Here is a 12,604-nt window from a genome sequence, read left to right on the forward strand (position 1 = left end):
CCAAATACAATCTCAAGTAGCAAGAACCTATCAAGCACTTATATTGAATGGAAACGGGGGAATTTACTATGTCTCAAAAAAATGAAACAACTATTCTTGTATTATCAATACTGATTACGGTTGGGCTAATAGCTGGCGGTTTTTGGTGGTTTACTAAAAAGTCTGGTGTTAACTTAAATACAATTAATTCTAGTAGCAGCAAAACGCCCCAAACTCCATCAGAACAGCCTAGTGGCAATACTTTCACTTCAATACAGGATGTTCCTACAGGATTATTTAATTACGGTGGCAGTACATCTTGGGCACCGATTCGGCTGGTAGTTGATCCAGCACTTCAAGCCGCGCGACCAGAGTTTCGGCTGCGCTATGTAGAACCTAGTAATGCATCTCCTGGTTCTGGCACTGGCATTCAATCTCTGATAGACGGTCAACTAGCTTTTGCCCAGTCCTCCCGACCAATTCTAGATCAGGAATTAAGCCGTGCCCAGCAGCGTGGGTTCACTTTAAAACAAGTTCCTGTGGCAATTGATGGTTTGGCAGTTGCAGTTAACCCCAACCTTAACATCCAAGGGCTAACAGTAGAGCAATTAAAGTTAATTTACACAGGCAAAATTAATAATTGGAGCCAGGTGGGCGGCCCCAATATTCCGATTAAACCCTATTCCCGCCGCATTACTGATGGTGGTACGGTGGAACTTTTTGTCCAAGATATCTTGGGTGGTCAACCTTTCAGTCCCAATGTGGAATTTATCTCCACAACCACCCAAGCCTTGCAAAAATTGGCTGGTAGTCCTGGTAGTATCTACTACGCTTCTGCCCCAGAGGTGATTCCTCAATGCTCAATCAAAGCCTTGTCGTTGGGGCGGACGCAAGGGCAATATATTGCTCCATACCAGGAACCATCTGTCCTCCCGTCCGAATGTCCTGGTAAACGGAACAAATTGAACATTGAGGCTTTCCAATCAGGAAAATATCCGATTACCCGCAATCTGTTTGTGGTGGTCAAACAGAATGGTCAGACTGAGCAGCAAGCGGGTGTCGCTTACGCCAACTTACTGCTGACTGAGCAGGGACAGGAACTCATTTCCCAAGCTGGGTTTGTCAAAATTCGCTGACTCTTGCGAGCGTTTCCGGCGGGGCGTAGCCCATCGCGCTCAAGACAGAGTGGCGGAAATCGCCGCTCTGAACCCGTGCTTTAACCAGCTCTATTAATCGATTCTGCTGGCAAGCAAATGAGGTTATCGCCTTGAGTCAGAATTAAGCCACGTTGGCGCAGCTTACCCATCAAGCGGGTGACAGTAACACGAGTCGAACCAATCGCGCTCCCAATTTGGGCATGGGTGAGGGGGAAGGGCAGACAATAGCCGCGAATCACATCAGGATCAGTGTCGCTCATTGCTGGCTCTCCATATTCCTCAATTAACAATGTGAGAAATCCTAAGAGTCGGTCAATTGTGCGGCGTTGTCCCAAGGCACTCAGCCACAGTAGCTTACGCTGGTGCTGATACCTAAAGGCATCCATAACTTCACGACGGAAGTGAGGCCAGTTATCTAAGTCATGCCAGTACATCCACAACACCGCAGTTTGGTCAACATGGGCGTAGGACTGGAGTGTGAATGGTGATTGAGCAACAATTTCAAATGGCTGTCCCGCTCCCACAAAACCCAAGAACGCTTCTTCTGGGGTTCTGTTAATTCGTCGAGACGTTAGCTGGCTGGCAGTCGCGCTAACTTGGGCGGTTCCTACCATACGGATCGCACCCCTTTGCACCAAATATAGCAATCCAGGCCGGGCTGGAATGCGCTCATCTTTGCTAAAGGTACGGCAGCGGTAGTGTTCTTGAGCCCAGTCAAGAATGCGTTGCCAAGTTAAAAAAGGCCGTGATGCCTCAGAAAAGGAGGATGGAGATTGCATAGGTAACAAAGAGCGTTCGGCTGAAGACAAAGACGTAAGTAAAAGGGTGCAAGGAGTGTCTTTGTGTTGGCGAGGCAGGCATAACGCCTAACAGCGCCAGCCAATCCAAAGAATAGAAAGCAAATTACTCTCTACTCTTTTGTTATACTTCCTACTGTACAATGATGGTAGTAAAGTTTACTTACTATTCATCGATTATTCATCAAATTTTATCCTCTTCTCATTTTTCTTTATCTAAATTAAATTTATACCGCAAGACGGATGACAAAAAAGTAACAAATATATCTTACATGATGATTTAAATAATATTACGTGCATTATAAAATACAAGTTAGCAAATATACGTCAATCAAACAGTTAGTGTACAGTTATTTAATAAAATCGCTAAGTATTGATACTTATAAAGTAGAAAATAAATGCATAAAGTATGAAAAAATTCCTCTACACAAAGGTAGAGATAATAATAGATTTTTATACACCTCAAGTGTGTCTCTGGGACTATCAAAATCTCAGAATCGAAACGCGATGGAGCTTGCCAGTGCGATCGCCTCAGATATATCAGGGATCTGTGGCGACGTTTTTAGCGTCCAAATAGTTCCCCCTGGTTTGATACATTTTGAATTAACTAACTCGACGTTAGCGACTTGGTTACAAAGTCTTGTGGAGGGGAGTGGGGAAGAAGCAAGGGAGCAGGGAGCACAGGAGAAGATTCCCCTCTGCCCCCTGCACCCCGCCCCTCTGCCTCTTCATTCCCCTCTGCCCCCTGCACCCCGCCCCTCTGCCTCTTCAGTGCCCAATTTGTTTAGTGTTCAGTACGCCCATGCACGCTGCTGTTCGCTAGTGCTTCTGGCTCATCGAGAGGGATTGATTAAACTTAGAGAACCAGTTCCAAATACTAGTCCAGCTTTTTGGAGTGTTATTTCTCCTAATCCTTTACCTTGGCTTAATGGTGACGGAACACTACGGCTCAATCACCCAGATGAGCGTCGTCTAATTAGTGAGTTAATACAAGTGGTAGACAACATAGAGTGCCCTGATGTTAAGGGTTCTGTGAAATGGGAAAAAGTAGCGTTGAGTTTGAGCGAAGCTTTTGAAAAGTTTTGGTGTAATTGCCGGATTTGGGGTGAGGTGAAAATTACTTCACTAGAGTTAGCCCATGCCAGACTCGGATTGCTTATGGCTACTCAGTCAGTATTAAGATTTATGCTGGAGGAAAACTTAGGTGTTTTTGCGCCCTTGGAGTTATGAATCGGTAATGTCGCTTAAGCCAAAATAAAAACTTTTATATATCTATTGACTCAATGCACCACCTCAGCTACATTAACAGGTGTGTGAGGAGCGAACCAGCTAGGGCACCGAGACGAAACACGGCCAGTCGTCGGTGTCCTTTCTGATTTATATGGGTTAGGTTTGAAAAAGTATCCTGATTACAGCAAAAATTTTTCAATAGCTACTGCTGCTCCATCTTCCTCTACGCTAGGAGCTACCCACTGTGCGATCGCTTGCACTCCTGCTGGTGCGTTGCCCATAGCTACACCCAGTCCAACATACTCCAGCATTTCTACATCATTGAAGTTATCGCCAATTGCCATAACATTGGCTAACTCTAATCCCAGCAGTTCCTCGGCTAGGTAACGCACAGCAGTTCCTTTATTCACAGAGGCGTTAGTTGCTTCAAAGAAAGTAGCAACAGATGTTGTGAGATAAAGTTCAGCCGGTGTGTACTGAAGGCGCAAATTTCCCAATAGCTTTTCGATTACATCTGTATCATCACACAAAGCAAGAATTTTTGTCGGTTCATTCGTTAAGGCTTGACGCAAATCACCCACCGGAATCGGGGTAATACCAGAACGTTCTGCATAAATTTTGGTTTCTCTGGTTACTTCACGGACGTATAGTTGATCGTTGATGTAGAAGTGGACAGATAGAAGCGATCGCAACTCAGGTTGTTCAAAATAGTCGAGTAACTTGTGGGCGATTTCTCTAGAAACAGCCCAATGGCGATGGATTTTTTGGGTGATCGGATCTTGAATCCAGGCTCCTTGATAGGCCATTAATGGTAGTGTAGAGCCGATATCTTGGTGAAAGCGCAAGGCTGAACGATACATCCTCCCTGTTGCGATCGCCACTTGAATTCCTCGTGCTTGCGCTGCAATAATAGCTTGCTTTACAGGTTCGCTGATGGTGTTAGAATGCCCTGCGATTGTGCCATCTATATCCAAAACTAGTAGTTTAATGTCTTTTGTAGCAGCCTGATGATCAGTAGATGCCAAGTGTGTGGCAGATGCTTTCGGCATAATTTCCTAGATTTATAAGTTCCAGTAAGAGGTTATACCATTTTGGATTTTGGATTTTAGATTTTGGATTGAGAATAGAGTTCTGAATCTGAGTTTACTGAATTGCGATCACAGTAACGAAGCTTCTGGCTAAAATAGGGCTATGTCTGAAATCACTTCTAAAACTGCAACACGCCCCACGTTCATCCTCATAGATGGACACTCGCTGGCTTATCGTTCATACTTTGCTTTCGCCAAAGGGCGAGATGGAGGACTGCGTACAAAAACGGGCATTCCTACCAGTATATGTTTTGGTTTTGTGAAGTGCCTGCTGGAGGTAATGGCAACGCAGCAGCCACAAGCAATGGCGATCGCTTTTGATTTGGGTGAGGCCACTTTTCGCCACCAAGCTGACGATACTTATAAAGCCGATCGCAAAGAAACGCCAGAAGACTTCATTCCCGATTTAGAAAACCTGCATGAGTTGCTCAATGGCTTTAATCTCCCAATTTTCACTGCCCCTGGTTTTGAGGCAGATGATGTTTTGGGAACATTATCACAACGAGTAACTGCTGCTGGATATAGGGTGAAGATTCTCACTGGCGATCGCGATTTATTTCAACTAATCGACTCTGACAAAGAAATCACTGTTCTGAATTTTAGTCCAGATGCCTTAAAACGCTCTACAAACAGCATTACGGAATTTGAAGCAGAACAAGTCAAAGAGAAGATGGGGGTTTTACCTTCACAAATTGTTGATTTTAAAGCTCTTTGTGGTGATAAATCAGATAATATTCCTGGTGTCAAGGGAATTGGGGAAAAGACAGCAGTGCAGCTGTTAGATACCTATGGTTCCCTTGATGGTGTTTATGCTGCGTTAGATGAAATTAAAGGCGCAACTCAGAAAAAACTGGCAACGGGTAAAGAAGATGCCGAAAAGTCTCGCTATTTGGCAACCATAGTTTTAGATGTTCCTATAGAGTTCAATTTAGAAGATTGCAAGTTAAAAGGTTTTGATACAAACGTCTTAGCACCAATTTTAGAAAAGCTAGAATTTAAGTCTTTTTTAGGTAAAATCAACGACCTTCAGCAGCGTTTTGGGGGAAAAGTTGAAGAGAAGCAAGAAGCCAAAACAGATATAAGTAACCCCAATACTAACTTAGAATTCAGCAATGATGAAGATAGTGATTTATGGTTTTTCAGTGCTAGCGATACAGCAGCAGTTACACAACAATCTACTTTCCCAATTACACCACGCATCATCAACACTGAAGCAAAATTAACTGAGTTAGTAAAACTTTTGCAAAAATTCACTAATCCAGAAACACCCGTTGCTTGGGACACAGAAACTACAGCTTTAGAACCAAGAGACGCTGAGTTAGTAGGAATTGGTTGCTGTTGGGGAACGGAACCAGATGAAGTAGCCTATATTCCTCTGGGGCATAAAACTGGGGAAAATTTGCATAAAGATTTGGCGCTAGAAACATTACGCCCAATTCTCGAAAGTGCTGAATATCCCAAAGCTTTACAGAATGGAAAATTTGACCGTTTAGTTCTAAAGTGTCAAGGAATTAATTTGGCGGGAGTAGTTTTTGATCCCATGCTGGCAAGTTACATTTTAAATCCCGATTCAAGTCATAATTTGATGGATTTGTCACAGCGATATTTGGGATTAATAGCGAAAAGTTATTTGGATTTAGTTCCTAAAGGTAAAACCATTGCTGATATAGATATTCCTGCCGTAGCAGATTACTGTGGTATGGATGCCTATTCTACCTTTAGCTTAGTGTCCAAATTGCGTGAAGAACTGGATAAAATTCCAACTTTGTCTAAGCTATTAGTGGAAGTGGAACAGCCACTAGAAGCAGTTTTAGCCGAAATGGAATACACGGGTGTCCGCATTAATTCAGCTTATTTACAAGAACTTTCACAGCATTTAGAAACTGAGTTAGCCAGGTTAAAAGAGAAAGCTACTGAAATAGCTGGAGAAAATTTTAACCTGGGTTCGCCTAAGCAGTTGAGCCAAATTTTGTTTGAAAAGTTAGGTTTAAGTACTAGACATTCTCGCAAAATTCAAACAGGCTTCTCTACAGACGCAGCAACACTAGAAAGGCTCCAAGAAGATGATAAAAGTGGATTTGTTGAAGCGATCATTGAGTATCGCACTCTATCTAAATTAAAGTCTACTTATGTTGATGCATTACCTGCATTGGTGCGTCCAGATACACAGCGAGTGCATACTGATTTTAATCAAGCAGCAACATCAACTGGTAGATTATCTTCTTCTAATCCAAATTTGCAAAATATCCCCATTCGTACAGCTTTTAGTCGCCAAATTCGCAAGGCGTTTTTGCCAGAACCTGGTTGGTTAATGGTGGCTGCTGATTACTCACAAATTGAATTGCGGATTTTGGCTCATTTGAGTCAAGAGCCGATATTAGTGCAAGCATATCAGCAAAATGAAGATGTTCACACTGTTACGGCGCGGTTAGTGTTTGAAAAAGAAAATATAACCTCAGAAGAACGAGGGATAGCAAAAACTATCAATTTTGGCGTGATTTATGGAATGGGTTCTCTAAGATTTTCGCGCTCAACTGGGATAGATAAGACGATTGCCAACGAGTTCATTAAGCGGTTTAATGAAAGATATCCGAAAGTATTTGCATATTTAGAGCGAATGAAAAAAGAAGCGATCGCTCTTGGTTATGTAGAAACTATTTTCGGTCGCCGTCGTTATTTTGACTTTACTAATAATAGTTTACGCAGATTAAAAGGCAGTAACCCAGAAGATATTGATCTGAGTAAATTGAAAAATTTGGGTGCTTATGATGCAGGTTTACTACGCTCTGCTGCTAATGCACCAATTCAAGGTTCCAATGCTGATATTATCAAAATTGCAATGGTGAGATTGCATGAGGTTTTGAAGAACTATCAGGCGCGTTTGTTGTTGCAAGTTCACGATGAATTAGTGTTTGAAATTCCCCCTGATGAATGGGAAGAATTACAACCGCAAATTAAGTCGGTGATGGAAAATGCAGTCGAGTTAAGTGTGCCGTTGCTGGTGGATGCGCGTGTCGGTGAAAATTGGATGGAGACGAAGTAAGTTGAACTGTGACAACGCCTTTATTTATAAAAGTGTCAATCAGTTTATTTGACAATTTAAAACTTTGATTTATATGAAGTTGATAAAATAATCAAGAGCCAAAAGTATTGACTCTTGATGATGGAGTAGGCAATAGTTAAAAATTAACCGCCACGCTTTAGCGCTGCTTCTACCTGCTGTAACTCCTTCTCTAAACGATTTTTGAGTTTTTCGGGTACTGCACGATTTGGGTAAGAACTGTAGTGTCCAGCCAGGGAGTTGAGGGCTGTTCGCATGGTTGTAAAGGAGCCAAGACCAGAAACAGAGTTAACTCGCTGATAGCGAGCCGAAAAGTCATTAATTTTTTGACGCGCTTCTGCTTGAACTGCTGCTTTTTCTGGTGAATCTTGTGATAGATCCAGAGCTTGTCTCATAATATTGACCACAGCTAAGGTGTCTTGGCGATAATCCCCAGTCAAGCTATCTGGACTGCCAGAACAGCCCATTAAGCCGATAGATACAACCAAAACCAGTGCAAGCAAACGCGACCAATAGCGCTTCATATGCATTAAGTAAAAGGATACGTAAATCAACGTCTATCCTATCTTGGATTGGTAACTTGGGGATCAATTGAATGGGGAGTGGGGAGAGACGCGATTAATTGCGTGTATACTAAAAAGTAGGCTGGACTGTTTTTTCCCTAAAAGGCGCTCATTTATAGGTATATTGGGCAAAAAAATCGGGTGATTAAAAAATCTGATGAGACAATTATCACCAAGATGCCTTTTTTTCGAGAGACTTTAGCAACGGCAACTTCTTGGGTGTACATACTTAAAAATTTAATTAACTAACTTTTCTTGCCTCAATCTTTGCAATTTAAGCATCGTAATACATACCATCAGCCACAAAAAGCCGACTCCATAACCTGCAATTATGTCTGTGGGCCAATGGACTCCTAAATATAAGCGGCTGATTCCAATAGCAGCAATTAAAATAACCGTCAAACTGTAAATAACTTTAGCAAAATGAGGATAGTGAGTTGCCAATTCGTAAGCAATAAAACCATAAAGTACCATAGAGCCTAGTGCATGACCACTAGGGAAACTAAAAGATTTTTCAGAAATCAATTGATGCCACAGTTCTGGGCGAGGTTTAGAAAAAAACAACTTTAGCCCTGTATTTAAAATTAACCCTCCTAAGCAAGCAATTACAAAAACTTTTGCTTCTTCTTGGTAATGTCGCCACCAAAGTAACAAGACAGTAATGCCTGCAACTATAACTACTGTATTGGGATTACCAATATTTGTAACAAATAGCATTAAATTGTCTAAATTTGGATTGGCAAACTGATGTAGCCATAACAAAAAATTAGTATCAAATACAAAGCTTTCTCGCTCCAAAACCTCTTCTGCCAGTTTTGCTAAAACAAAAAGGATGAGCAGACAACTAGCAAGTCCAACAATACCAATTGTGGCAATTAAGGGAGCCAAACGAGGATGTATATGACGTAACCAAAAATTAGAAATTTGTCGGAGCATACTTTAATTTTATTCATTATGCTTAAACGCATCACTCAATTGGGTAACGCACTTTTTTTTCCTTTTGCACGGAAAAGAATAGCACAATTGCGAGCAGGATAAAGGCGATCGCTGAAGCATATTCCCTCGGCAGTGATAAACCGCCACTTTTAACTGGTTTGGTCAGAAAATCTCCGAAAGTGGCTCCGAAGGGACGTGTAAAGATGAAAGCGAGCCAGAATAGAAGGATATCGCTCAACTTTGTTACGTAGTGAAGGGCGATGACAACACCAATGACGCTGGCTGTCACCAATGCGCCCTGAATATAGCTTAGTCCCAAGTTGCTTGTGAGAAAGTCACCAAAGGCTGTTCCCAAACTGTTAGAGAACACGACAGCCAGCCAGTAGGTGGTCTCTGCATCTTTCTTCACAATCGGATAAACACTCAGATCGCGATCGCGATAGTACCAGATGCTAAGAATGCTCAGAAGACCGGCTACCAGGATAAGCGATCCCAGTGCGTAGCCAAGCCCAAGAGATCGATCCATCAGGTCTGAAACTTCGGTTCCGGCTGTAGTTGTGGCGATGATGGCCACCCAATAAAGGGCTGGACGATATCTGTCGGATTGAATTTGAAAAAACAGGAGAATAGCCAGAATAGCAAACGTTATGGCAAAGCCCATGTAATACCCCAGCCCAAGAGTCATTGAGATGAAGTCACCTGCCGTCTCGCCGAGTGTTGTGGCAATGATCTTCATGATCCAGAAGAAAATTGTGACTTTTGCAACTTTGTTCATTTATTTTTCACAATAAAAAATAGTAAGTCATCGTTTTTTATACTCATGAGATTCAATTAGCTAGATGCTAATCAGTCTTGTCGGTCAATCGGTAGTAAGGCTGGTTTCTTCTGCTTAAGGCTTAAGTAAATAACCAGGCTTATGATTATAGAAAGAAAAAGCATACTGGTTCCGACAGTACCAAAACCAAAGCCACCATTTGTAGGAGATTGGGATAGTAAATCACCTATAGATGCTCCAAGTGGACGAGTCAAAATGTAAGCTAACCAAAATGCCAAAACTGCATTCATCCAAAGGTAATAATAACCGATCGCTATGATTGCAATTGAAGCGCCAAATATCAGTGCTGATTGTGCATAACCTAACCCCAAAGACTCTGCCAATAAGTCTCCTGTTGCAGTGCCTAATGCAAACGTAAACAAAACAGCCACCCAATAAAAAAGTTCTCTTTTAGCTGTATTGATGGAGTGCATAGCTAATGTCTTTTCGTTTGAATACCAGAGCGCAAAAACTAGCAACAAGGAAACGCTAAAAATTACAGTAGTTGTCATCAAGCTAACTCCAAGCTCGTCTACTAATCTATCAGTGATTAGTGTGCCAACGATACTTATCAAAACGACCACAAACCAAAAACTTGCTGGAACATAGCGTTTAAGCTTAAACTGATGCAACAGCGCAATCAGTAACACACCGCTCATAATGTAAGATGTAACACCTAAACCAAGGTTTAGGGTTGCTGACAGAAAATCTGCTGCGGTTTCACCTACTGTGGTTGCCAAAACCTTAATAATCCAGAAGTAAATTGTAATCTCTGGAACCCTGTTTAACATCTTATTCATGATCTTTCCTTTGCTGATGTTTCCGTATAAGTGAGATTCACATCAGATATTAAAGTTAGCTGTGTTGTAATAAATTACTGAGTGATTGTACTTTACACAGCAAAAGTCAAGAAATAGTCAAGGTTTGACTAAAAACGGAATTTTCTTGTGATAAAGTCACTAAAAATAGCTAATACCAATTCTTTATGAATATGCACAGAATATATTAAACGAACCGCCAAGTATGCCAAGAGTGCCAAGAATAGAGAGTTACTTATTTTGTGCAGCTTCACATTAAATTGGTATAAAGTGTTTACTAAAAAGTTAATTCCACTATTAGATATTGAATTTATTGAAGTTAAACAAATCTTGACTATTTCTGGACTTTTATTACCTACTGTGAAAATACAAACCCAGACTTAAAGGGATTTTTCAAGTATGAAAACTTCAACGAAAATCATTTTGGCAGCAGCTTTTGTTGGTACTTTGGGACTTGCTGGATTGTCGAGAGTTGTGTCTGCCAAACAACCACAATCTTTTGTAGCAATTGCACCTCAGCATCATAGTACTATCCAAGTTGCTGAAGCCAGTGATGGAGACGGTGAAACAAACGATGATGTACAAGAAGCAGCAAAACTGCAACCGCTAGCTAAAATTACAGCACAACAAGCACAGCAAGCAGCTGAAGCATCTTTGGGCGATAAGGCAAAAAGTATTAAACTCGAAAATGAAGATGGCAACTTAATTTATGCTGTAGAAATTGGTCAGCAAGAAGTTACAGTAGATGCTGGTAATGGCAAAGTTCTCTATGTTGAAAATGCTAATCAACAAGATGAGAAGAATGAAGCAACTCGTCCCAAGAGTAGTATTCAAGTTAAAGAAACTAGTGATGGCGATCGCGAAACCAATGACGATAGTAAGTAAGGAACTTAAAATCACATTATCAAGAAGTTGGTAAATGCACAGTAAAACAACTACCAACTTCTAATTGACTCGTAACACTAATTAATCCACCGTGATTTTGGGCAATAGCTTGAGCGATCGCCAACCCTAAACCAGAACCACCTGACCAATAAGAACGAGACTGATCTGCTCGCCAAAAACGCTCAAATACCTTGTCAATATGCTCTGGTGCAATTCCCACGCCTGTATCTTGCACGTTGACATAAAGCTGGGAACCGACGCGACTAGTTTTAATTTCGATTACGCCTCCTGATGGTGTATAATAGAATGCGTTTTCAACTAAATTAGTAAACAGTCGCGTTAATTGAACTGAATCACCTATTAGCTGAAGATTAGCAATTAATTGACATTTAAAGTTAATTTGTTTGGCTTCAGCTTGAGGTTTATACAGTTGTATTAGGTTCTCTAATATTGACGTAAAATTGAGAGTACCCCTATTTTGAGTCGGGACTTTATCGGTGCGTGCTAGCAACAATAAGTCTTCTGTGAGGCGAGTCATCTGGTTAGTAGCGCTAGCGATCGCCTGAAACTTTTCTGCATCTTTTGGCCCTATTTCTTCTGGATATTGTAGCGGTAACTCGGCATTAATTTTGATAGCCATTAACGGACTGCGTAGTTCATGGGAAGCATCAGCAGTAAATTGTTTTAGTTTTTGAAAGCTCTCTTCAATGGGTTGCATTGCTTGACGAGTTAGTAAAATTCCGCCAATACCACTAAAAACCAAAGTTATAATAATTCCACCGCCTAACACCAAATCCAGTTTTTGCAGAGTTTCATTAAATTCTTCTAAAGATTGGCTCACCCTTACATATCCAACAAGCTCACCATTATCGCTAGCAATAATTGGGACAGTCACCACTTGGATAGGAACTTTACCTGTCTGAATTTGTACCATTTTGTTTGGTAAAAAAGGTAAAGTTAAAACAGTTTTTCCTTGTCGAGTAATTAAATTACCTTGAGGATCAAACCACTGTAATCCTTGATGAGAAGCAATTAAATCTTGGGGACGAAAGTCACTTTCAACCGTTAAGCGACCTTTTTCAAACTCTACATTTGCAGCCGCACCTTTCCCTATGGCTGTGAGTTTATCTGTTATTTGCTCACTCAGACTGCGAGTGAAAGCAAATCGGACTGCGATCGCAAATATTCCTAGCAGCGATGCAAACACTACCAAATAAGACAACAATAAACGATATTTGATTCTTTGAAACACATTATTTTCGCTATATCTAAAATT

11 protein-coding genes are annotated in these 12,604 nt (G+C 41.2%); 4 read left to right on the plus strand and 7 right to left on the minus strand.

Annotated elements, in window-relative coordinates:
- The first annotated feature begins 68 nt into the window (after positions 1-68).
- On the plus strand, positions 69-1,115 hold the full coding sequence (locus RMY00_RS28310; RefSeq protein WP_322650726.1) for a PstS family phosphate ABC transporter substrate-binding protein: 1,047 nt from the start codon (positions 69-71) through the stop codon (positions 1,113-1,115).
- 80 nt (positions 1,116-1,195) lie between these two features.
- On the opposite strand, the gene RMY00_RS28315 is transcribed toward RMY00_RS28310, so the two are convergent.
- On the minus strand, positions 1,196-1,915 hold the full coding sequence (locus RMY00_RS28315) for a Crp/Fnr family transcriptional regulator (RefSeq protein WP_100901811.1): 720 nt from the start codon (positions 1,913-1,915) through the stop codon (positions 1,196-1,198).
- 525 nt (positions 1,916-2,440) lie between these two features.
- Between RMY00_RS28315 and RMY00_RS28320 the strand changes: the two genes are divergently transcribed.
- On the plus strand, positions 2,441-3,163 hold the full coding sequence (locus tag RMY00_RS28320) for a DALR anticodon-binding domain-containing protein (RefSeq protein WP_322650727.1): 723 nt from the start codon (positions 2,441-2,443) through the stop codon (positions 3,161-3,163).
- 179 nt (positions 3,164-3,342) lie between these two features.
- Here RMY00_RS28320 and RMY00_RS28325 read toward each other — a convergent pair whose 3' ends face one another.
- On the minus strand, positions 3,343-4,212 hold the full coding sequence (locus RMY00_RS28325) for an HAD family hydrolase (RefSeq protein WP_322650728.1): 870 nt from the start codon (positions 4,210-4,212) through the stop codon (positions 3,343-3,345).
- Between the two features lie 142 nt (positions 4,213-4,354).
- On the opposite strand from RMY00_RS28325, the gene polA reads away from it, so the two are divergent.
- On the plus strand, positions 4,355-7,294 hold the full coding sequence (gene polA, locus RMY00_RS28330; protein WP_322650729.1) for a DNA polymerase I: 2,940 nt from the start codon (positions 4,355-4,357) through the stop codon (positions 7,292-7,294).
- 143 nt (positions 7,295-7,437) lie between these two features.
- Here polA and psb27 read toward each other — a convergent pair whose 3' ends face one another.
- The 4 genes from psb27 to RMY00_RS28350 form a co-directional block, all read right to left on the minus strand.
- Positions 7,438-7,842, minus strand: a complete 405-nt coding sequence (psb27, locus tag RMY00_RS28335; protein ID WP_322650730.1) for a photosystem II protein Psb27 — start codon at positions 7,840-7,842, stop codon at positions 7,438-7,440.
- Positions 7,843-8,112: 270 nt separating this feature from the next.
- Entirely contained in the window at positions 8,113-8,811 is a 699-nt protein-coding gene (locus RMY00_RS28340) for a phosphatase PAP2 family protein (RefSeq protein WP_322650731.1), read from the minus strand.
- A 31-nt stretch (positions 8,812-8,842) separates the two neighbouring features.
- Complete coding sequence (locus RMY00_RS28345; RefSeq protein WP_322650732.1) at positions 8,843-9,586, minus strand: hypothetical protein; 744 nt, start codon at positions 9,584-9,586, stop codon at positions 8,843-8,845.
- Between the two features lie 71 nt (positions 9,587-9,657).
- Positions 9,658-10,425 carry a hypothetical protein gene (locus tag RMY00_RS28350; protein WP_322650733.1) on the minus strand — a complete coding sequence of 256 codons (768 nt, stop codon included), beginning with the start codon at positions 10,423-10,425 and terminating at the stop codon, positions 9,658-9,660.
- Positions 10,426-10,842: 417 nt separating this feature from the next.
- Between RMY00_RS28350 and RMY00_RS28355 the strand changes: the two genes are divergently transcribed.
- Positions 10,843-11,328 carry a PepSY domain-containing protein gene (locus tag RMY00_RS28355; protein ID WP_322650734.1) on the plus strand — a complete coding sequence of 162 codons (486 nt, stop codon included), beginning with the start codon at positions 10,843-10,845 and terminating at the stop codon, positions 11,326-11,328.
- 19 nt (positions 11,329-11,347) lie between these two features.
- Here RMY00_RS28355 and RMY00_RS28360 read toward each other — a convergent pair whose 3' ends face one another.
- Positions 11,348-12,580 (minus strand): HAMP domain-containing sensor histidine kinase, encoded by a 1,233-nt coding sequence (locus tag RMY00_RS28360; protein WP_322650735.1) that lies wholly within the window; start codon positions 12,578-12,580, stop codon positions 11,348-11,350.
- Positions 12,581-12,604: the final 24 nt, after the last annotated feature.

Source organism: Nostoc sp. ChiVER01, assembly GCF_034531155.1.
GTDB lineage: Bacteria > Cyanobacteriota > Cyanobacteriia > Cyanobacteriales > Nostocaceae > Nostoc.

Coding starts and splice junctions, on each gene's coding strand:
- RMY00_RS28310 (WP_322650726.1), top strand. CDS start 69: ATGTCTCAAAAAAATGAAACAACTATTCTTGTATTATCAATACTGATT.
- RMY00_RS28315 (WP_100901811.1), bottom strand. CDS start 1,915: ATGCAATCTCCATCCTCCTTTTCTGAGGCATCACGGCCTTTTTTAACT.
- RMY00_RS28320 (WP_322650727.1), top strand. CDS start 2,441: ATGGAGCTTGCCAGTGCGATCGCCTCAGATATATCAGGGATCTGTGGC.
- RMY00_RS28325 (WP_322650728.1), bottom strand. CDS start 4,212: ATGCCGAAAGCATCTGCCACACACTTGGCATCTACTGATCATCAGGCT.
- polA (WP_322650729.1), top strand. CDS start 4,355: ATGTCTGAAATCACTTCTAAAACTGCAACACGCCCCACGTTCATCCTC.
- psb27 (WP_322650730.1), bottom strand. CDS start 7,842: ATGCATATGAAGCGCTATTGGTCGCGTTTGCTTGCACTGGTTTTGGTT.
- RMY00_RS28340 (WP_322650731.1), bottom strand. CDS start 8,811: ATGCTCCGACAAATTTCTAATTTTTGGTTACGTCATATACATCCTCGT.
- RMY00_RS28345 (WP_322650732.1), bottom strand. CDS start 9,586: ATGAACAAAGTTGCAAAAGTCACAATTTTCTTCTGGATCATGAAGATC.
- RMY00_RS28350 (WP_322650733.1), bottom strand. CDS start 10,425: ATGAATAAGATGTTAAACAGGGTTCCAGAGATTACAATTTACTTCTGG.
- RMY00_RS28355 (WP_322650734.1), top strand. CDS start 10,843: ATGAAAACTTCAACGAAAATCATTTTGGCAGCAGCTTTTGTTGGTACT.